General features: G+C 33.1%; 26 protein-coding genes. All 26 read left to right on the plus strand.

The window, feature by feature from the left end:
• Positions 1–81 precede the first annotated feature (81 nt).
• Positions 82–711 carry a hypothetical protein gene (locus RT714_RS14395; RefSeq protein WP_313758546.1) on the plus strand — a complete coding sequence of 210 codons (630 nt, stop codon included), beginning with the start codon at positions 82–84 and terminating at the stop codon, positions 709–711.
• Positions 712–835: 124 nt separating this feature from the next.
• Complete coding sequence (locus tag RT714_RS14400; protein WP_313758547.1) at positions 836–994, plus strand: hypothetical protein; 159 nt, start codon at positions 836–838, stop codon at positions 992–994.
• Positions 995–1,084: 90 nt separating this feature from the next.
• Entirely contained in the window at positions 1,085–1,780 is a 696-nt protein-coding gene (locus tag RT714_RS14405) for a helix-turn-helix domain-containing protein (protein WP_313758548.1), read from the plus strand.
• The gene (locus RT714_RS14410; protein WP_313758549.1) at positions 1,780–3,069 is read left to right on the plus strand and encodes a PBSX family phage terminase large subunit; all 1,290 of its coding nucleotides are present in this window, start codon (positions 1,780–1,782) and stop codon (positions 3,067–3,069) included. Before RT714_RS14405 ends, RT714_RS14410 begins: the two co-directional genes overlap by 1 nt.
• Positions 3,070–3,073: 4 nt before the next feature.
• Positions 3,074–4,510: a phage portal protein gene (locus tag RT714_RS14415; protein WP_313758550.1), complete on the plus strand. Its 1,437-nt coding sequence runs from the start codon at positions 3,074–3,076 to the stop codon at positions 4,508–4,510.
• Between the two features lie 7 nt (positions 4,511–4,517).
• Positions 4,518–5,486 carry a hypothetical protein gene (locus RT714_RS14420; RefSeq protein ID WP_313758552.1) on the plus strand — a complete coding sequence of 323 codons (969 nt, stop codon included), beginning with the start codon at positions 4,518–4,520 and terminating at the stop codon, positions 5,484–5,486.
• Positions 5,487–5,499: 13 nt separating this feature from the next.
• The gene (locus RT714_RS14425; protein WP_313758553.1) at positions 5,500–5,802 is read left to right on the plus strand and encodes a hypothetical protein; all 303 of its coding nucleotides are present in this window, start codon (positions 5,500–5,502) and stop codon (positions 5,800–5,802) included.
• Between the two features lie 240 nt (positions 5,803–6,042).
• On the plus strand, positions 6,043–6,633 hold the full coding sequence (locus RT714_RS14430) for a phage scaffolding protein (RefSeq protein WP_313758554.1): 591 nt from the start codon (positions 6,043–6,045) through the stop codon (positions 6,631–6,633).
• Between the two features lie 18 nt (positions 6,634–6,651).
• On the plus strand, positions 6,652–7,596 hold the full coding sequence (locus RT714_RS14435) for a phage major capsid protein (RefSeq protein ID WP_313758555.1): 945 nt from the start codon (positions 6,652–6,654) through the stop codon (positions 7,594–7,596).
• 31 nt (positions 7,597–7,627) lie between these two features.
• On the plus strand, positions 7,628–7,894 hold the full coding sequence (locus tag RT714_RS14440; protein WP_313758556.1) for a Rho termination factor N-terminal domain-containing protein: 267 nt from the start codon (positions 7,628–7,630) through the stop codon (positions 7,892–7,894).
• 2 nt (positions 7,895–7,896) lie between these two features.
• Entirely contained in the window at positions 7,897–8,172 is a 276-nt protein-coding gene (locus RT714_RS14445) for a hypothetical protein (protein ID WP_313758558.1), read from the plus strand.
• A complete protein-coding gene (locus tag RT714_RS14450; protein ID WP_313758559.1) occupies positions 8,162–8,512 on the plus strand; it encodes a hypothetical protein in 351 nt (116 codons plus the stop codon). Before RT714_RS14445 ends, RT714_RS14450 begins: the two co-directional genes overlap by 11 nt.
• Positions 8,509–8,835: a hypothetical protein gene (locus RT714_RS14455; RefSeq protein ID WP_313758560.1), complete on the plus strand. Its 327-nt coding sequence runs from the start codon at positions 8,509–8,511 to the stop codon at positions 8,833–8,835. The genes RT714_RS14450 and RT714_RS14455 overlap by 4 nt, the downstream gene beginning before the upstream one ends.
• The gene (locus tag RT714_RS14460; protein ID WP_313758562.1) at positions 8,836–9,066 is read left to right on the plus strand and encodes a hypothetical protein; all 231 of its coding nucleotides are present in this window, start codon (positions 8,836–8,838) and stop codon (positions 9,064–9,066) included.
• Positions 9,067–9,185: 119 nt separating this feature from the next.
• The gene (locus tag RT714_RS14465) at positions 9,186–9,734 is read left to right on the plus strand and encodes a hypothetical protein (RefSeq protein WP_313758563.1); all 549 of its coding nucleotides are present in this window, start codon (positions 9,186–9,188) and stop codon (positions 9,732–9,734) included.
• 34 nt (positions 9,735–9,768) lie between these two features.
• Positions 9,769–10,206 carry a hypothetical protein gene (locus tag RT714_RS14470; RefSeq protein ID WP_313758564.1) on the plus strand — a complete coding sequence of 146 codons (438 nt, stop codon included), beginning with the start codon at positions 9,769–9,771 and terminating at the stop codon, positions 10,204–10,206.
• Positions 10,175–10,381, plus strand: a complete 207-nt coding sequence (locus RT714_RS14475) for a hypothetical protein (protein ID WP_313758565.1) — start codon at positions 10,175–10,177, stop codon at positions 10,379–10,381. The genes RT714_RS14470 and RT714_RS14475 overlap by 32 nt, the downstream gene beginning before the upstream one ends.
• Positions 10,382–10,422: 41 nt before the next feature.
• Positions 10,423–11,232: a hypothetical protein gene (locus tag RT714_RS14480; protein ID WP_313758567.1), complete on the plus strand. Its 810-nt coding sequence runs from the start codon at positions 10,423–10,425 to the stop codon at positions 11,230–11,232.
• A 71-nt stretch (positions 11,233–11,303) separates the two neighbouring features.
• The gene (locus RT714_RS14485; RefSeq protein ID WP_313758569.1) at positions 11,304–14,840 is read left to right on the plus strand and encodes a phage tail tape measure protein; all 3,537 of its coding nucleotides are present in this window, start codon (positions 11,304–11,306) and stop codon (positions 14,838–14,840) included.
• A 1-nt stretch (position 14,841) separates the two neighbouring features.
• Positions 14,842–15,717, plus strand: a complete 876-nt coding sequence (locus RT714_RS14490) for a phage tail family protein (RefSeq protein WP_313758571.1) — start codon at positions 14,842–14,844, stop codon at positions 15,715–15,717.
• 1 nt (position 15,718) lies between these two features.
• Positions 15,719–16,813 carry a siphovirus ReqiPepy6 Gp37-like family protein gene (locus tag RT714_RS14495; protein WP_313758572.1) on the plus strand — a complete coding sequence of 365 codons (1,095 nt, stop codon included), beginning with the start codon at positions 15,719–15,721 and terminating at the stop codon, positions 16,811–16,813.
• The gene (locus RT714_RS14500) at positions 16,813–18,096 is read left to right on the plus strand and encodes a hypothetical protein (protein WP_313758573.1); all 1,284 of its coding nucleotides are present in this window, start codon (positions 16,813–16,815) and stop codon (positions 18,094–18,096) included. Before RT714_RS14495 ends, RT714_RS14500 begins: the two co-directional genes overlap by 1 nt.
• A complete protein-coding gene (locus RT714_RS14505) occupies positions 18,096–18,425 on the plus strand; it encodes a hypothetical protein (RefSeq protein ID WP_313758575.1) in 330 nt (109 codons plus the stop codon). Before RT714_RS14500 ends, RT714_RS14505 begins: the two co-directional genes overlap by 1 nt.
• Before the next feature lies 1 nt (position 18,426).
• Positions 18,427–18,570, plus strand: a complete 144-nt coding sequence (locus RT714_RS14510; RefSeq protein ID WP_313758576.1) for a hypothetical protein — start codon at positions 18,427–18,429, stop codon at positions 18,568–18,570.
• 136 nt (positions 18,571–18,706) lie between these two features.
• Positions 18,707–19,042 (plus strand): hypothetical protein, encoded by a 336-nt coding sequence (locus RT714_RS14515; protein WP_313758578.1) that lies wholly within the window; start codon positions 18,707–18,709, stop codon positions 19,040–19,042.
• An 83-nt stretch (positions 19,043–19,125) separates the two neighbouring features.
• Complete coding sequence (locus tag RT714_RS14520) at positions 19,126–19,542, plus strand: phage holin family protein (RefSeq protein WP_313758579.1); 417 nt, start codon at positions 19,126–19,128, stop codon at positions 19,540–19,542.
• Positions 19,543–19,550: the final 8 nt, after the last annotated feature.

Below are 19,550 nucleotides of genomic sequence, written 5' to 3' on the forward strand. Positions count from 1 at the left end.
CCTTTCTTAGGACATACCTTTGTGGTGTGTCCTTTTTGTGGTATAATATGGAAGGAAGAGAAGGGAAAGGGGGAAAAAAATTTGAAAGGTAATTTAAAAAATAAAAAGAAAAAAATAAAAAGAATGATTATGAAATATAAAACTCTTGTCTACTTAAATAATGGAGGCTTTAGTATTTTACTGATTTTGTCACTGATAAGTTTAATATTTTTTACTAATTTACCTGCGACTATATATTTTTTTATAAGTGCAATAATCGTTAAGAACGGGAGCATTAGCTTAAATGATTTTGTATGTATTAATCCATATATAGGAGTTGTTCATATGAGATCTGATATTGATAAGAGTTATTTAAAAGATTCTAATGATAAGGAAATAGAGAGGTTATTAAAGTATAAGTTCTATGAAGCTTTAAAATTGATACCCGACAAAACCAAAAATTTTCCATTTAGATTATATAAAGATGAGATATATTTTAAAACTCATAGGTTGGTCTATTTACATTTGCTTAGAATCATAGGCAGAGAAAACAGAAATAAAATTATATATGAAAAACTCAAAGAGGATATTGTCACTGAAAAAATGTTTAAATATGATCTAAATGATGTAGATAGATTAGAAGAAAGTGATATAGATAATATTCTTACTCCAGTTTTAAAATGCAGGGTAAGAATTAAAATAAGTGATATAGATGAATTTAAGAGTCTATAGCAAATTGCTTTCTCTGTAATAATTTTAAGGTGTCTAATAAATATTCAATGTCGAAACTTGCGATAAATAAATGAAGGATTTTCTCCTTTCTTGTAGAATAAATAGAGAGAAAGGAGGGAATAAAATGGCAGAAAAACGTGAATATGCATGTCCAGAATGTGGGTACTATTTAGGAACCACAACAAATACTGGAGGAGGAGCAAGTAAAGTATGCGGAAATTGCAAAAAAAGAATAAAAATTAAGTTTACTCCTCAGGGGGTATATTGTGCAGTAGAAAAATAATAAGATAAATAATTTAAGAGCCAACCCGGCTCTTTTTTCTTTCAAAAAAACACACAAATAAAACAAACTCAAATAAGTAGGTGGTGATCATTGGATGAAATCAGGATAAAAGCAAAACAGGACTATTTAGAAGGAATGAAATATCAGGATATATGTGATAAATACAATATCTCCATCAACACCTTAAAGTCTTGGATAAAAAGATATAAATGGTCTGAGGAAAAGAAAAACTATAACAAAAAGGGTGCACACAAAAACAAAAAGGGTGCACCCTTAAATAATAAAAATGCAGAGGGTAATTCTGGAGGAACAGCTCCAATTGGAAACATAAATGCAATTAAGCATGGAGCCTATCAATCTATATATGCTGATATGCTTAGCACAGAAGAGCAAATACTATTCAATATGATCCAGCCTACTCTAAATATAGATGAAGAGATAAAAATACTTAGGTTAAAGATTGCTAGACTTCTAGGAAGAGATAAAACTTTTTTCTATAATATATTTGGAATTAAAGTTGAAAAAGATATATCAGAGGAAGATAGAATAGCTGGTATCAATGCCTGTATGGATCAGCTAAGAAAGCTAATAGAAACTAAAGCCTCCATGTCAACTGATACAGAAAAGCTGCAACTTGAGAAGGAGAAGTTTGAGTTTAATAAATATAAAGCAGACATAGAGCTGCAGCTTAAGAAAGAAAAGTTAGAATTAGAGAAATTGAAAGAAAAAGATCCTTCAAAAGATAAGTCAATAGAAATTTTAATCAAGCGAAAGGGTGAAGATTGATGGCCGTAGTTAAAGAAGTCAATCCTCACTTTGAAGATTTTATATTCAATTGGGATTATAAAACATATCTCACTGTAGGAGGGTATGGGAGCAGTAAGAGTTATCATGTGGCTTTAAAAATATTACTCAAATGCATTGAAGAAAAAAGAAAAGTACTTGTAATAAGGGAAGTATTTGAAACTATCAGAGATTCCACTTATGCATTATTTGAAGAATTAATAGCAGATCTAGAATTAGAAGGGATAGTCAAACCTAAAGTAAGTCCTATGAGGATAGACTTTCCAAATGGTTCACAGATAATATTCAAAGGGATGGATAAACCTTGGAAATTAAAGTCTATTCACAATGTAACTATTATTTGGATTGAAGAAGCATCAGAACTCAAATATGAGGGATATAAGGAGTTATTAGGTAGAGCAAGACATCCAAGTCTGTCAATTCACTTTCTGTTATCTACCAATCCCGTAGGAGAAGATAATTGGGTATATAGACATTTTTTCAAAGATGAATTAAAAGAGATATTTGTCTTAGACGATGAAGAGCTATATGAAAAAAGAGTAATAGTTAAAAATGGAGTATATTATCATCACTCTATAGCAGATGATAACTTGTTCTTACCTCAAAGCTATATAGATCAATTAGAAGAACTAAAAGTATATGATCCTGATCTATATAGAATAGCAAGACGGGGAAGATTTGGAGTAAATGGAAAAAGAGTGCTACCGCAGTTTGAAGTTAAGGACCATGAATATGTCATGTCTAAAGTTGGAGATATACCAAAAAGATATCTAAGAAATGGCATGGACTTTGGATTTGTAGTTTCTTATAACGCATTGCTAAAGCTAGCTATAGACCATGAAAATAAATGGCTATATATCTATAAAGAATATTATAAAAATGACATGACAGATGATAAGACTGCCAAGGATCTAGAGGATGTTGTAGACAAAGATGAATTAATAATAGCAGACAGTGCAGAACCTAAGAGTATAACATATTACAATCAGCAAGGATTTAAAATGATAGGAGCTACTAAAGGACCAGGAAGTAGACTGCAAAACACTAAAAAAGTTAAAAGGTTTAAAAAGATAATTTGCTCCGATAAATGTAAAAATACCATAAGAGAGTTAAAAAACCTCACTTATGCAGTAGATAAGCAAGGGAATATTATAGAAGATGAATTTAATATAGATCCACATACATTTGAAGCCATATGGTACGGGTTGGATGGATATGAAGTATCAGATTTGAAGGATAGAAAGAATTATTCAGGAAAAGGAAGAAGGTGACAGCTTGATAAATTATAATGAACTATTAAAAGCAGAGTTACAAGGGCTATATGGGAATCAATTGGAAAAAGTTAATCAAATATTAGAATGGTATAAGATATACGACGGAAATCAAGAGTGGACTACCAATACAGGACTAGACTATATACCGACCAAGAAGATAACAAACATCATAAAAAAGTTAATAGATACTAGAGCAAGGTTTATGTTTGGGAAAGAGCCTTTCTTTGATGTAAGGCCGATACAGGTGGATGAAAAAGGCAGCACTACACATCAATATTTGGCACAAGAAAAAGAAGATTTACTACACAAGATTCTAGAAGATAATAAATTTCATAGTAAGTTGCTTAAAGCTAAAAAAGACTGTAGTATAGGCGGCAAGATAGCAATAAAGCTATGGGGTCATAAAGACGTAGGATTAAAGATAGTGTTCTCCCCAGCAATGGAGTTCTTTCCGCAGTATAATTTAGATGATATAGATCAATTAGAAAAGATAGTGTTTTTATATGCATTAAATAATGAATCAGAACCCGACAAACAAAGAATTAAAAAGCAGGTATGGGAGCTAGTAAACAAGACATGTATATTAAACGAATCTACTTATGATGGCAGAGGGAACATAGTATCAATAGAGTACCAGGAGTATGATACAAAACTAGACTTTGTTCCGGTTATTGTAATTACTAATGGTGGGTTAACAGGAGAAACAGAGGGACTATCTGATGTAAAAGAGCTATGGCAAAACCAAGATGCCTATAACAAGTTAGCATCTGATGATATAGACGCATTAAAATTTCAAATGTTTGGACAAGATGTGGTTACTGATGCAGACGAGAATAGTCTTAAAAATATAAAGGTAGCTCCTGGGGCCATGATAGATTTGCAGACAGATGCAACTCAATCAAACCAAAATAGACAGGCTCAAATATATAGACTAGAATCTCAATTTAGCTATAAAGATAAATTTGAAGATACGGTTAACCGTATTAAAAGTGATATGTATGACACATTAGATGTGCCTAACGTATCCTTAGAGCAATTAAGAGGACTTATGCAGAGTGGCAAAAGTATGAAAGCTCTTTATTGGGGACTCATGGCTGCATGTGACGAAGATTGGATAGAGTGGGGAGATGCCCTTGCTCAAATGGTAGATTATATATTCAGAATGATAGATACTTATAATCTATATGGAGCTAGAGAAATTTCTAAATATGAAACAACACTTGAAATAGAAAGAGTGTATCCTATTTCCGAGGATGAAATCGACCAGAAGAGAATAAATATGGAAGAAGTACTTGCAGAATTGAGAAGTAGAAAGACATATATAGACAAATGGTCTAATGTAGAGGATGTAGATAGCGAAATAGAGGAAATATTAAAAGAGAAACAATTATTTGCAGAGGATAATTTCACCAAGGCTTTGATAGAAGATCTGGAGTAGGGATACTATGAATGAGTATGTAAAAATAGCTATGGCAACTAGAAATAAAGTATCAAGGGTAACACTAGAGCAACAAAAACAAATATTAAAGCTATATAATGATGTTATAAAAGAGTTATCGCATAAAGCTGCTGAATCAGGAGATAAGAGTCTAACGCAAAGATGGACTCTAGACTATATAAATCAATTGAAAGCAGTTAAAAAGGATTTGAGAAGAGAAATAAATAAACAAATTAGGGAATCAATAAAACAGGGTGCTAAGATAGGAACAGAAACGGAGCAACTAATATTTAAAGAAATATTTAGAATGGCAAATATAGATCCAGGAGAACATTTTACTGAAATGTTTAGTCAGGTCCAGGATAAAGTGGTAAAAGATATTATTTCAGGCAATCTTTATAAAGATAACAAAACATTGTCAATTAGAATATGGAGCTATGGAGAAGATTTTGAAAAAGATATTCAATATACTGTTAATCAAGCTATAATAGAAAAGAAATCAGCTAGTGAGTTAGCGAATGATCTAGAAAAGTTTGTAAGAGAACCAGCTAAAAGAGGTACGGATTGGGGATTATGCTATCCCAGTCTAAAAAATAAAAAAGTAGATTATAATGCTATGAGGTTAGCAAGAACATCAATTAACCATGCTTACCAAAATAGCAGTATTCAAAGTAGTAATATGAATCCGTTTGTGGAAGGGATCAAATGGCATAGTGCTATGGTACATGGAAGAACATGTGAATTATGTATAGAGAGAGCTACGGAGGATAAATATGGACTAGGCCCTGGAATATTTCCTAAAAATGATGTACCACTAGATCATGCCAATGGATTATGTACCATGATACCTTACATATCTAGATCTTTAATTGAGGTTGCGGATGAGTTAAGGGATTGGATAGATGGGAGTAACAACTCTAGATTAGATGAGTGGTATAATGAATATGGAGATTACTTTGCTTATAAAAAGATATAAAGGAGGGATGAGTATGGTACTTTGCGATGAATGTAAAAAAGATTTTACAGTCAATATCAAAACAGAAGAATTAAATGATAATATAGAAAAAGTTTATTTCGTTTGTCCCCATTGTAATAAGGAATATACTAGCTATTATACAAATGTTCTAATTAAGAAAAAGCAAATTAAGATGAGGAATATAAAAGGAAAAATAGGAGAATTCAAAGGGATTAATCCTAAAAAAGCTATGAACCTTTACAAGCAATATGAAAAATTAAAGAAAGAATTATCTGCAGATATGGAAAAGTTAAGAAAAATCGTAGAGGGTGATTAATGTGTCTGAAACTTTAACCAAGATAGGATGGATTTGGACTATATTTATAACCATACCTATAGTGGTTATCTTTTTTACATTAAAGTATATCGCAAATAGAAATATGCACTTACATAAGTAGGTGCTTTTATTATGTCCTAAATAAGACATTAAACTGTTTAATTGGTTACTCAACCTATAATGAGAAACTCAAGTCAAGGCAACGACTTAAAAAGCCTAGAGTGAAAGGAGAGTATGAGAATGACTAAGGAAGAATTGTTAGCATTAGAATTAAATGAAGAACAGATAGCAGAAGTATTTAAGATTAATGGAAAGGATATTGAAAAGGCTAAAGGAGATTTAGTAACAAAAGAAACAGAATTAGAAACTAAAACAAAAGAACTAGAAACCTTACAAGGGCAATTAAAAAAGGCTAATAAGCAGATAGAAGATTTTAAAGAAATGGATGTAGAAGGAATCAAGAAAGCGGCAGATGACTATAAGGAGAAATACGATAAGGCCATAAAAGATGCTGAAAAAGAAATAGAAACATTAAAATTCGAACATTCATTAGAGAATGCACTTACTAAAGCTGGAGCAAAGAATGTTAAGGCTGCAAAGGCATTACTTGATATTGAAAGCTTAAAAGACAGCAAGAATATCGACAAGGATTTAGAAATAGCTATTACTACATTAAAAGAATCGGACGAGTACCTATTCGGTGAAACAGATCCTACTGGAACTGGCGGTAGCTTGGGTGGTGGAGAAAAACAAAAAGGCAATAGTGACAGCAAAGCATCAACAGATGATTTTATAAGCGCTATTAGAGAAGTTCAAGCAAAAAGAGAGTAATATCAGGAGGTAAATTAAATGAATAGAGGATTAAATAATTTTAAAATGAATTTACAACTTCATGCGGCAGATGATAAGTATTTGAAAGACAATTTAACTGGATTTGTACCAGTGGAACAGGCTAAAGAGATAATGAAAGATGTAGCTAGGGGTTCATCTATACTTAGATTGTCTAAAGTAGGCCCTATGAAATCAGATACTAAGAAGTTCCCAGTCATGACAGATGGACCAGGAGCATATTGGGTAGGAGAAACTGAAAGGATTAAGACATCAGTAGCAACCTGGATATTTCCAGAGATGCATGCTAAGAAATTAGCAGTTATAATCCCTACTACTAAGGAAAAATTGAATGATACTACTATAAATGTATTTGGCGAAATGAGACCTGCGATAGCAGAAGCTTTTTATACTGCAATAGATGCAGCTTGTTTGTTTGGAACTAATTCTCCATTCGCGAAAAATATATTCGGCGTAGCAACTGATGCAGGCAATGTAGTAGCAATAGGAACAAATGGAGAAGATAAACTAGATTTAGATATATCAGATGTGATGGCATTAATTGAAGATGCTGGACAAGATGTAAATGGATTTGCTGCACATTATGGAATGAAAAATTCCCTTAGAAAGTTAAGGGATGGTAATGGTGCACCTTTATTTGCACAAGGAACTAATCAAAATGAGTTTTATAATAACCCTATAGAATTCGTTAGAAATGGAGCATGGGATAAAACTAAGGCTGAAACTATTGCTGCTAACTGGAATTACTCTCTAGTGGGAATTAGAGCAGGCATTGAATATGAAATACTAACAGAAGCTACACTACAATCCGTAACTATGGCAGATGGTAAACCACTATCATTAGCAGAAAACGACATGATAGCAATTAAAGCTACTATGAGAATTGGGTTCTTGCCTATTAAAGATGAAGCATTTGCAGCACTAACACCAAAGGTAGAGGGATAGTTCCTTTACCTTTGTCCTAAGGAGGGATTAGATGTATAACCAATACACAGATGGAAAAAGAGTTATTAACATTACAAAAAGAGCCTATGAAGTTATCTATAGATCACAGGGATTTATAGAATTAAAGTTTATTAAAGATATTGAAGAAGCACATGAGCAAGCAATTAAAGAAAATGTTATTAAATCTTTAGAAAAATTAAAAGTAGAACAATTAAGAGATCTAGCAAAAGAAAAAGGTATTGAAGTACATTCAAAGATGAAGAAAGAAGAATTAATTGCTGCTTTGGCAGGTGATTAAGCATGGATGATTTAGAAAAACTAAAAGTGATGATAGACGAAGAAAATTATCCTTATTTTAATGATGAATATTTACAAAGTAGAATAGATGAGATAGATACCGAACATGGCATCACATTAAAATCTATTGCTAAAGAACTATGTCTAGTTAAAGCAGGAATAGAGGAAATAGGGTTAGGGGATATAATTATACCTAGTCCACGAAATCATTTTTTAATGTTATCAAGTAGATTTAGAAAAAATCATACAGGGGTGGTGGTTAGAGTTGATGGGAGATAGATATTATAAGAAATATATAGAGAAACTTATTGACTCTAACCCTATAGAGATTAAATATAAAAGAAGAGAAAAAATAGATGATGGTTTTGGTGGAGAAATAACCAAAGATGTAGATAAAAAAGAAGTAGTTACTTTTTATGATAGAAAAGCTAGACGAGAAGTAGTAACTGACTATGGTACTACTTATATAGGAGTTACAGTAACTAAGATACTAGCAAAAGGCAATGCAGATATTGTAAAAGGAGATAAATTTACTGCTAATGGTGTAGAGTATAGAGTTGTATTTGTTGAACCTTTCATGGACATATGCAAGCAAATAGAGGTGGAAGTAATCAAATGAAAGTCGCTAATAATATGAATTTTAAGGCAGTGGAGAAGCAGATAAAAGCAGCTATAGGAGTATATGCTGATACAGCAGCTAGAAAAATGGAGGGACATGCTAAGGAAAAAGCACCATGGGAAGATAGGACAAGTAATGCACGTAACTCTATTCAAGGTGATTTTGGTTGGAAAGGAGATCAAGCCATTATTACTTTAAGTGGCAATGTTGATTATTTTGTATATCTGGAACTTGCTATGGCTAAGAAACATGCTATTTTAATTCCGACTATCCATCAAGTTAGTATCGAGATACTACAAGGATATCAAAGGTTGGTGAGGTAAATGTGGCAAGAGATATATACTAAATTAAAAGAGAATAATCTGAATCCATATCCACCAGGAAAGCATAAGGGATTATGTGAAGAACCCTATGTGGTTATAAAAGAAGGTACTCAAATACCTAGCATTAATTCTAATAGATTAGGGCAAAAAGTTATAGATATTATAGTCTTTGTACCTTTAGACAGCTATATCGCAGTAGATATTTATGTAAAGAAAATAAGAGCAGCATGAAAAGAGTTGTCTTATCTTAGAAAAACAGGTATGGAGACACTGATTATCACTGATGATAAAAAGGAAGCTTTTACAATGAGTATAGAGTATATATTACAAAAGAAATTGGAGGGATAGATATGGCAGAAAATATAAAAGAATTTGCTTTAGCAAATATTGCTAGAGTTGAGATTGTTACTGAAGAAGAAGAACCTAGAATATTTATATTGACCGATGTAGCTAGTAATGCAGGAGTTACAGCTCATCTATCAGAAGGTGAAGAAAAAATATTAAGAGTTAAAAATACAATAAAGGCTCAAAATAAGACAGAGGATATTGTCTTAGGGTATGACATAAGCCTTGCAGCAGCTACATTTATACCTGAAATACTAGCAATAGTAGATGGAGGTAAATGGGATAATGTATCTAAGAAGTATACGGCTCCTGTAGTTGGTAGTCCTGTAAAAAGGCTGCCTTTTAGAACTAATATCTACACAGAGGAAAAGGATGCAGATGGATCAACTATATCTTATGTAAAATTCAGCTACAAGAATTGCACTGGAAAACCTGTTAATTATTCATTGCAAGATGGGGAGTTCTATGCTCCTGAATTTCCTATTAAATCTAGGTCAAAATTAGGAGAATCACCTATTGAAATTGAAGTGTTAGACGAACTACCTGCAGCTTAATAGTAGGTAGTTCTATCTTTTTAGGAGGGATAATATGAGCGAAATATTAAGTATAGAAAAATTAAGAGAAATGGCAACACCTATTATAGAAGTACCTGATTTTGAGAATAAGGGGACAATAAAAATAAGAGTACAAAGGCCAAGATTATTAGCTATGGCATCTGAGGGAAAAATACCTAATTATCTAATGGACTCTGCAATGGCATTGGTAGCAGGAAAATCCAAGGAAAAGAAAAAATTGACAGATGCAGAGTTTATAAAGGAGATCGACAAGGGAATGGAGTTATATTGTATAGCTTGCATGGTTGAACCCACCTATGAAGAAATGAAAGACATATTAACCGATGAACAAAAATCTGTAATATTTGATTGGGGATTGAGAGGTTCAATGGGATTAGAGAATTTTCGTACAGACAAAGAAAATGGCACAGGTAATGATGATGGCAAAGAGGTATCAGAAAAGACCCAGTGAGATACTAAATATAGACAATGATTATTTAGCATATTGCTTTGATGAGGTAGCCTTGTATCTAGAACTTGAAGCGTTAGATGATAAAGGTAATTATAATTGGAATAAATTTAGATGGAAGGATAAAGAAACTGGAACAAATAAAGACTTGATCCAATTTGTGCAAAATTATGGATAATTATGGTATAATTGATGCAAAAGAGCATAGGAGGGTTTTGCATGGGCATGTTTTTATTTATGATAGGATTCTTGGGTGGAATAGCATCTATAGTAATGTTAATATTTAATGCTATTAAAAAGAAACCTAAAAAGAAAACTTTGATTAGTATAGGCTTATGTTTTGTTTTATTTGTCTCGGGTGCATCTATAATAGGATCATCTAGCAAAAGTACTCAAAGTAAAGTTGATGAAGCAATAGAGAAAGTAGAAGATGAAGAAAAAACAACAATAAAAGAGGAATTAAAACTTACTGATGAAGAAAAAGAATTATTGTCAAAGTCTTATAATGATTTAGATTCAAAAGGCAGGACTGTGTTTGCTGAAATACTAGAAAAGTTTGATGATATATTAGAAGAAGAACAAGAACAGTTTAATTCTGATGTTGATAGAATGAAAGTGGAAAAAGAAGAATGGATACAAGAACAAGAAAAGATAAGAGAAGAAAATGCAAAGAAACCCGAAAACAGAAAAAAAGATATTGAAAAGGCTATTAAAAATAGAGTTGAAGATGGTGATTATAAAAATGCAAAACTTGATAAAATTACAATAAATGAGGATCTAGGATCAGAGGAAGATGGACTTTATATAGCTTTAGTATACTTTACATTCGACATAAGAAACAAGAAAGAGACTGGGAATGAATTGATGAGAATGTATTCAGATGATCTTGTAGCAACATTAGCTGATAAAGGCATTGAAGATATTAGCGAAGCTGCCATATTTTGGGTAGATGATTACAATAATAGAAATTTAAAATATGCTTATGGATATAAAGATGGTGGGTTTTATATCATGGATATTGCAGAGTAAAATTATATAGATTTAAACAATGACATCCGGAAGGGTGTCTTTTTTATGCCTTAAAAAAGGTAGGTGAAAGAATGATAAACGCTGGAACGGTATATGGTGGCCTGGTTTTAAATGCAGAACAGTATTTTAAAACTTTAGAAGAAGCAGATAGAAAAACTAAGTCTTTCGAAAATAAGCTAAAAGGCTATGGAGATAAGATGGAAAAGGCAGGAAAGACCTGGACTAAAAAAGTATCTGCACCTATCGTAGGAGTAGGTACTTTAGCTACTAAATTAGGATTAGATTTTCAGTCTGCCATGAGTGAAGTTGGAGCAATATCAGGAGCTACTAGTAAAGACCTCGAATTACTAGAGAAGAAGGCAAGAGAGATGGGAGCTACAACAAAGTTTTCGGCTAGCGACGCAGCAGAAGGACTAAAATATATGGCTATGGCAGGATGGGAAACTAATGATATGTTAGATGCCATAGGAGGAGTATTAGACTTAGCTGCTGCATCAGGTGAAGATCTAGGTTTGGTATCTGATATAGTAACAGATAGTATGACTGCCTTTGGCATGGCTGCAAATGAAGCAGGGCATTTTGCTGATGTATTAGCAATGGCTAGTTCAAGTTCTAATACAAATGTAGGACTTATGGGGGAAACCTTTGGTTATGTGGCACCTTTAGCAGGAGCTTTAGGTTATTCGATAGAAGATACTGCATTGGCGATTGGATTAATGGCTAATGCAGGTATAAAGGGTTCAAAATCAGGTACAGCATTAAGAAGTATGATTACTAGATTAGTAAAACCTACAAAAGAGTCTGCTGAAGCCATGGAGAAATTAGGAATTGAGATGACTAATGCAGATGGAACTATGAAGCCTTTCAATGAGGTTCTCGTCACTTTGAGAGATAGATTTAAAGATTTAGATAAGGATCAACAAGCATTTTATGCTGCACAATTAGCAGGACAAGAGGCAATGAGTGGATTTCTTGCAATCGTTAATGCCAGTGATGCAGATTTTGTAAAGCTAGAATCAAATATAAACAATGCTACCGGTGCTGCAGGAAGAATGTCAAAAGAAATGCAAGATAACCTCAAAGGTAGATGGCAAGAGTTTAAGTCTGCATTAGAAGAAGTGGCTTTACAGATATATGATTTACTATTGCCGGCTTTAGAAAATTGGCTAGCTAAGGGACAAGCATTTATAGATTGGTTTTCTGCTCTAGATGATGGTACTAAGAAAGTAATTTTAAAAATAGCAGGCTTTGCTGCTGCTATAGGTCCCGTTCTATTAATAGGTGGTAAATTTGCAACGAGTATCGGAACAATAGCTGGCATGTTTGCTAAATTTTCAGGAGCAGCAACAGTAGCTACTACTGCAACTACTGGACTAACTACACCAGTATGGGCTTTGGGTGGGGCAGCTAAGGCTGGTGCATTACTATTAAACCCATGGACAGCAGCTATAGTAGCAGGTGGGGTTGCGGCTTATGCATTATATAAAAATTTAAGTCAAGATGCAATACCAGCAGTTGAATTATTTGGTGATGAAGTATCAGATGCTACTCAAAAAGCGGTTGGTGGATTTTTAGATTTGGAAAAAGAAGCTACTTTATCATTAAACCAATTATCTTGGAGTGGTCAAAGGGTGACAGAGGAAATGCGGTCTTCTATTGTGAATACCTTTGGGGACATGACTATGCAAATTGTTCATGAGTTAGAAACACAAAGGGAAGAAGCATTAACGCAAGCTCAAGCAATGTCAGAGAAGCTTACGTCTCTGTCGGAAGAAGAAAAGGAAAGACTAATAACAATTACAACTGAGAGATATAATGAACAAATTAGATCGACTTATGAAGGACAAGCTAGGATTGCAGAGATTATGAACCAGGCACAAGAAGAAAACAGAGCCTTAACAGAAGAAGAGGCAAAAGAAATTAACAAAATTAAAGAGGATATGAAAATCCAAGGAATTAAAGTGCTATCAGAAACAGAGGCGGAAAGTTTAGGAATATTAGAAAGAATGAAACAACAAGCCGAAGAGATCACAGCACAACAAGCAGCAGAGGTTGTCAAAAACTCTCTAGAGCAAAAAGAAAAAGCAGTTGAACAAGCAGAGGAAGAATATGACGAGAGATTAAAATTTGCGGCACAACTAAAAGCAGATGGAACAAAAGAAAGCGAAGAGCTGGCACAGAAAATTATAGATGAGGCAAAAAAACAAAGAGATGAAAGCATAAAAGCAGCAGAAGATATGCACGAAAAGGTCATTGAAGAAGCTCAGAATCAGGCAGGGGAGCATGTGGATAAAATAGACTGGACTACTGGAGAAATTTTATCTAAGTGGCAAGTATTAAAAAAAGAGTCTATAAAGAAAGCAAAAGAAATGGGCGAAGGTATGAAGGTTAAGTTCGAGGAAACCGCTCAGAACGCCGTAGAATGGGGGCAAAATATAGTTAGAGGTATAAACGAAGGCCTTGATTCTATGCAAAGCTGGATAGATGAAAAGACTGAGAAATTTGCATCAGGTATAGCTGGTACTTTTAAAAGAATATTTAGAATTGCATCTCCTTCAGGACTTATGGCTGACTATGGAAGATATATTGTAGAGGGATTAAATCAAGGTATAGAACAAAATAAAAGTAAAGCAACTGAAACTATGGAAGGTTTTGCTAATCTAGTAGATAGCTCATTTAATAAGGTGCAGCATACAGTTAAAACTACAGTAGGCATAATAGAAAAAGAGTTCAAGCTTTGGGAGATTCGAAATAGAGCGTTAGAGGATAGCTCGGAATATTTGGCGAAGCAATTAGAAATGCAAACGCGGAAACATGAACAGCTAACTGGTGAAATAAAAGTAGCAGAAAAAGCTATGCAAGATATAATAGCCAAATATGGCGAAGGCTCAATACATGCAGCTGAATATAAAAATAGGTTGTTAGAATTAAAAATAACACAGGAAGAATTAGGTATAAACGTAGAAGAAACTACAAAAAAAATCGAAGCCCAAACAAAAGCTATGCAGAGCCAGGTAAATGCAGTTAAGGAAGTTGGTTATAGCAGCATTGGTAGTAGCAGTAGTGGAGGCTCTAGTTCTAAACGAGATAGAGATAGGGGTAGCTACGATAACCAAATGGAAAGAGTCAGAGAACATGCAGAATATGACCGAGAAAATTCTAAAGAAATAGAGAGAATATCTCGTGAACATGATGTAGATTCTAGCACTGCACGTGAAATGGATAAAATCAACAAGCGTGAAGGTAAGCAGATTTACCATGATGGTGGTTGGGTGGGCAAACCACTATTTGATTTAGAAGGAATGTTGGTAAAAATGCAAAGCTTACTAAAGCATGATGAGATAGCGGGAGTACTTCAAAAAGGAGAATTTGTACTCAATAAAGACATAGTTAATAGAATTCAAGGAGCTATGGAAAGTATAGACATGGTGGCAATGCCTAAAAGGAACATTGAAATATCAGATATTACTTCACAAGGCAAATATAGTAAGAGTGGAGACATAAATCAAAAGATTAACATTTATTCTCCTACGCCTTTAAGCCCATCTGAAACTGCTAGGAAATATAAACAAGCATCCCAACAACTGGCTATGGAATGGGGGTTTTAATATGGAGAAAATAACATTTATAAATGGTAAGGGGCAATCGATCCAATTAGGATCTGAAGCTCCTTTTATATTGACAAGTATAGAGAATACAGGTGCTGTAAATGCAAATATACAGTCTCAAAAATCCCCATATCAAGATGGAGAGAGTTATATAGATAATACACTAGAGCCGAGGTATATACCGATAAAGATTACAATACTAGCAGAAAATATAGAAGAGATGATGAACTATAGAAGAAAAGCAATCAATGTGTTTAATCCTAAATTAGGATTAGGGGATCTGATATATGAAATAGGCGGAGTAAAAAAGACAATAAGAGCTATGTCGGAATTAGCTCCTTTTTTTCCAGATACGGGAGATTTTAAAGACACTATGCAGGAAGGACTTATTAATCTTTATGCTCCTAGTCCATTTTGGCTGGATCCACATGCTCATAAGCAAGACGTAGCTATTTGGCGTGGAAGTTTTGAATTTGTGCTTGAAATACCAATTGAAGGAATAGAGATGGGATATAGAGAGCCATCTTTGATTGTCAATATAGATAATAAAGGTGATGTTAAATGTGGAATGACAATACAATTCAGAGCATTAGCATCGGTTAAAAATCCTAGTATCTTTAATATAAACACTAGGGAATATTTTAAAATTACAAAAACTATGGAGGCCGGAGAGATTATAATAGTTACAACTCAACATGGAAATAAGAAAATAGTTAGTAATAAAAATGGAGTTATTAAGTCGGAAAAAGATTGGGATTATACTTCTACATTTCTACAACTGGATGTTGGTGATAATCTGCTAAGATATGACGCAGAAGATGGAATAGACAACTTAGAAATGTCAATATCTTATGTACCTCAATACCTGGGGGTGTAAAATGGAACTATATATATTTGATATGGAACTAAACTTTCAAGGCATTATAGAAAGTTTTATTAGCTTTAGATGGATTAGAAGATATCATAAAAGCGGTAGTTTTGAATTACATTGTAATTTAACTATAGATGCATTACAGTTATTGAAGATAGATAACATTTTATGGTTAAAAGGAGATGATGAAGCAGGATATATTGTATGTAGAAACATTAAACAAAATAGCAGGGGAGAGGAAATTTTAGTTGTAAAAGGTAGTTTTTTAACCAGTTACTTAGATAGACGAATAAATTGGTATCAGATAACACATGATGGACTCGCAATTGATTTTATGAAAAAAATAATAAACGACAACGCAATAAACCCATTAAATCCAAATCGAAAAATCCCACTATTGATATTTAATAGTGATGCAACATATAAAGATAAGATATCTTATCAAAATACCTATGGTAATGTGCTAGAGCAATTAGAAAATATAAGTAGAATAACAAATATAGGATATAGGATAAGATTTGATTATGTTAATAAAAAGTTGATATTTGAAACCTATAAGGGTGAGAATAGATCCATTAATCAGAGTAATGATGCACCTGCTGTTTTTAGTAGAGAATTTGAAAATATCTTAGAGCAAGAATATATGGAAAGTCTTGATAATTATAAGAATACCGTCTTAGTCGCAGGTGAAGGTGAAGGGACAGGAAGAAAAATTGTAACCATTGAGGAAGGTGAAGGATTAGATAGGTATGAGTTATTTGTGGATGCAAGAGACTTACAAAGTGAAAAGGAAAATGGAGAAAAAATTTCCGAAGATAAATATATTGAAATGTTAGTAAACAGAGGAAAAACCAAATTAGCAGAATTAAAGAAGGTTGAATCGTTTGATAGTAAAATAAATTTAAAAAGCAACTTAATTTATAAAGAAGACTTTGATTTAGGAGATATAGTAACTGTCTTAAATAAAAAATGGGGAGTAATAATAGATGCAAGGATAACAGAGATTGAAGAAGTATATGAAAGTAATGGTTTTAATGTAAATATTATATTTGGAAATGATGCTCCTGGGCTGATAGAAAAAATAAAACAGGTGGTGAGATAATGGCTATAAGAAGTGGATTCTTTAATTCTATAAATGGAGATAGAAGATATGATGCTAGTAGATTTGCGGAATATTTTTCTACATTCATAGGTAATGGTGTATTTCCTAATCCTTCCACTGGCTTACAGGTTGTATCAAATAATGATATGACTGTAACCGTGAAAGCAGGTAAAGCGTGGATAGATGGATATATACTAATTAATGATGATGATTACATTTTAAATATAGATGTAGCTGATGGGGTTTTAAATAGAATTGATAGAGTCGTACTAAGGTACGACGTAGTAGGCAGAGAAATAAGAATTGAAATAAAAAAAGGTACATTTGCAAGCAGCCCTGTAGCACCTTCGTTACAACGTGATGCAGATGTTTACGAATTAGGAATTGCAGATATAAGAATAAATAGAGGTGCAGTAAGTATCACACAAGCTAATATAACAGATTTAAGATTATCTACAGGACTATGCGGAATAGTTCATGGGACAGTGGATCAAGTTGATACTACAACATTATTTAATCAATATAAAAATTGGTATGAACAAATTACTGGGCAAGCAGAAATAGATATGGAAGAAATGAAACAGCAATTCGAGCAGGAGTTTTTGATATGGTTTGATGGAATTAAAAATATATTAGATGAAAATGCAGCTGCTAATCTACTTAATATGATTAATGTAACTGACAACAATCTAAATGGATTACAGGGAGACTTGAATGGGCATAAAAACAATGCCAACAATCCTCATAAAGTAACAAAAAGTCAAATAGAATTAGGAAATGTACAAAATTATGGAATTGCTACAAAAGAAGAAGCGGAAGAGGGTACAAGTAATTCCAAGTATATGACCCCTCTAAGGGCAGTGGATACTTTACCCGTGGGAAGCTTGTTCGCTTACAGTAGTGGTTATGTCAATGAAAATGAAGTTCGAGTAGTATCGATCCCCCTGGGCAAAAAGCCACACAAGTATATTCGAATTTCTGGTATGGGTGATGGTATGTATGCAGAACCCTATCAGTTGTTTGTAGGTGTCGTTAATCGAAAGGGATTTTTCAGCAAATTTGGGCATTCTTCGGAGGAGCACATTATTGCCAACTCAGAGGAATTTAACCTCAATACATCTATTAACCTCATAGGTTCGTATAGTTTTGGAAGTAGTGGCGGTACTAACAGTTTTAATATTAGAAGGGTCGAAGTCGCAGGGGAAATGCTGAAGGTTTCTTATTTGAATACTTACTCAAATGGATATTTCAATATTCCTACTTGCGTTGTGGAGGTGTCTTAATGTTAGTCAACAAAAATGGGTTATTTCTAATTTCATCCCTATATCCAGACACAAATTGGGTTGGTGATGATAGCTTATATATAGTAGACGAAACAAAAGAAGAAAACCAAGAATTAATACAGAAGATTAAAAAGCATGCTCCATATATGGAACTTGTAATCGAGGATGGGGAAATAATAGATGTAATTCCAACAGATCGACCACCTGAGCCAAAACCGGATTTACCAAAGGGGCCTACCGTAGGGGAATTACAAAAACAAATACTTGAACTTCAAGAATATATTTTAAATCAAGAATACGAAAAATTACTAAATGAAGGAGGTATGTAAAATGATTTACAATTTATTAAAAAACTTAATTGATGCAGGAAAGTATGAGAAAGAGGATATGACTAATAAATTAGATGTATTCTTTACATTTGATAGAATTACTACAGAACAGTATCAAGAGTTGTTAGAGAAAGTTAATAAATAATCCAAGAAGGGCAATAGACTAGAGATAGTCTTTTTTTATTGCCCTAATTCGTGTTGTTTTTTGAAAAACGACAGTGTTCGACATAAAAGACCCTTTTCTTTATATATAATGTAATAAAAAAGAGGGGGAGTCCATTATGATAGAAAAAAGTTTAAAGGTAACAGAAGTATTTTTGAAATATCCAATAGGTATAGCTAAGGTTATAGTATGTACGTCTTTTTTTCTAGAGTTGGCAAAAGATTATCTTATTTTTGATTTAGGTGAATTTTGTATATCTTTGATTAAATGTATGGCTTATGGTGCATTAGCGTGGTTTATTTTTGTAAATACAAAGAAGCTAGAATACGTAGATGTGTTAACTTACTTTACTTTTTTGTTAGCTTGTATCGAAACAGGACATAACTTTGCCAACTCCATTGGGCTACATACAATTGGGTTACTTAAAGCTTTGTTCAAGAAAATTATAGCATGATAATATGATATTTAAAAAAATACATTATTAGAACTTGGGTTTAAAGACCAAGTTCTTTTTATATTAAATTTGGAGGTGTAAAAGTGGATAATAATTTTATAATATGGACAAAAAGACTTCTGCTAGCTATAGGGGGTGTAATAACTACAATATTGGGAGGCTGGGACATGCTTTTAAAAACATTAGTATACTTGGTAATTGCAGACTATATATTAGGTGTCACAGCTGCAGGAATAAATAGTGAAGTAAATTCAAGAGTTGGATTTAAAGGTATTTTTAAAAAAGTTATGTTGTTTGTTCCAGTTGGAGTAGCCTACTCATTAGACCAAGTTTTAGAAAGTGAAATCTTAAGAAACATGGCTATATGGTTTTATATTGGCAATGAGGGCATTTCTATAATTGAAAACTTAAGCAAAGCAGGAGTACCTTTCCCTAACTTTGTGAAAGAGTTATTAGTACAATTAAAGGAATCAAGTGACAAAGGGGAAATGATAAAATGAAATTAATA

It is taken from the genome of Tissierella sp., from assembly GCF_032104385.1.
GTDB lineage: Bacteria > Bacillota > Clostridia > Tissierellales > Tissierellaceae > Tissierella.

What these genes read in the sequence shown, in the direction of transcription:
- RT714_RS14410 (WP_313758549.1), top strand. Translation starts at nt 1,780, where the DNA reads ATGGCCGTAGTTAAAGAAGTCAATCCTCACTTTGAAGATTTTATATTC.
- RT714_RS14440 (WP_313758556.1), top strand. Translation starts at nt 7,628, where the DNA reads ATGTATAACCAATACACAGATGGAAAAAGAGTTATTAACATTACAAAA.
- RT714_RS14445 (WP_313758558.1), top strand. Translation starts at nt 7,897, where the DNA reads ATGGATGATTTAGAAAAACTAAAAGTGATGATAGACGAAGAAAATTAT.
- RT714_RS14515 (WP_313758578.1), top strand. Translation starts at nt 18,707, where the DNA reads ATGATAGAAAAAAGTTTAAAGGTAACAGAAGTATTTTTGAAATATCCA.
- RT714_RS14510 (WP_313758576.1), top strand. Translation starts at nt 18,427, where the DNA reads ATGATTTACAATTTATTAAAAAACTTAATTGATGCAGGAAAGTATGAG.
- RT714_RS14460 (WP_313758562.1), top strand. Translation starts at nt 8,836, where the DNA reads ATGTGGCAAGAGATATATACTAAATTAAAAGAGAATAATCTGAATCCA.
- RT714_RS14495 (WP_313758572.1), top strand. Translation starts at nt 15,719, where the DNA reads ATGGAACTATATATATTTGATATGGAACTAAACTTTCAAGGCATTATA.
- RT714_RS14430 (WP_313758554.1), top strand. Translation starts at nt 6,043, where the DNA reads ATGACTAAGGAAGAATTGTTAGCATTAGAATTAAATGAAGAACAGATA.
- RT714_RS14470 (WP_313758564.1), top strand. Translation starts at nt 9,769, where the DNA reads ATGAGCGAAATATTAAGTATAGAAAAATTAAGAGAAATGGCAACACCT.
- RT714_RS14465 (WP_313758563.1), top strand. Translation starts at nt 9,186, where the DNA reads ATGGCAGAAAATATAAAAGAATTTGCTTTAGCAAATATTGCTAGAGTT.
- RT714_RS14450 (WP_313758559.1), top strand. Translation starts at nt 8,162, where the DNA reads ATGGGAGATAGATATTATAAGAAATATATAGAGAAACTTATTGACTCT.
- RT714_RS14505 (WP_313758575.1), top strand. Translation starts at nt 18,096, where the DNA reads ATGTTAGTCAACAAAAATGGGTTATTTCTAATTTCATCCCTATATCCA.
- RT714_RS14490 (WP_313758571.1), top strand. Translation starts at nt 14,842, where the DNA reads ATGGAGAAAATAACATTTATAAATGGTAAGGGGCAATCGATCCAATTA.
- RT714_RS14480 (WP_313758567.1), top strand. Translation starts at nt 10,423, where the DNA reads ATGGGCATGTTTTTATTTATGATAGGATTCTTGGGTGGAATAGCATCT.
- RT714_RS14420 (WP_313758552.1), top strand. Translation starts at nt 4,518, where the DNA reads ATGAATGAGTATGTAAAAATAGCTATGGCAACTAGAAATAAAGTATCA.
- RT714_RS14425 (WP_313758553.1), top strand. Translation starts at nt 5,500, where the DNA reads ATGGTACTTTGCGATGAATGTAAAAAAGATTTTACAGTCAATATCAAA.
- RT714_RS14455 (WP_313758560.1), top strand. Translation starts at nt 8,509, where the DNA reads ATGAAAGTCGCTAATAATATGAATTTTAAGGCAGTGGAGAAGCAGATA.
- RT714_RS14500 (WP_313758573.1), top strand. Translation starts at nt 16,813, where the DNA reads ATGGCTATAAGAAGTGGATTCTTTAATTCTATAAATGGAGATAGAAGA.
- RT714_RS14435 (WP_313758555.1), top strand. Translation starts at nt 6,652, where the DNA reads ATGAATAGAGGATTAAATAATTTTAAAATGAATTTACAACTTCATGCG.
- RT714_RS14475 (WP_313758565.1), top strand. Translation starts at nt 10,175, where the DNA reads ATGGCAAAGAGGTATCAGAAAAGACCCAGTGAGATACTAAATATAGAC.
- RT714_RS14485 (WP_313758569.1), top strand. Translation starts at nt 11,304, where the DNA reads ATGATAAACGCTGGAACGGTATATGGTGGCCTGGTTTTAAATGCAGAA.
- RT714_RS14400 (WP_313758547.1), top strand. Translation starts at nt 836, where the DNA reads ATGGCAGAAAAACGTGAATATGCATGTCCAGAATGTGGGTACTATTTA.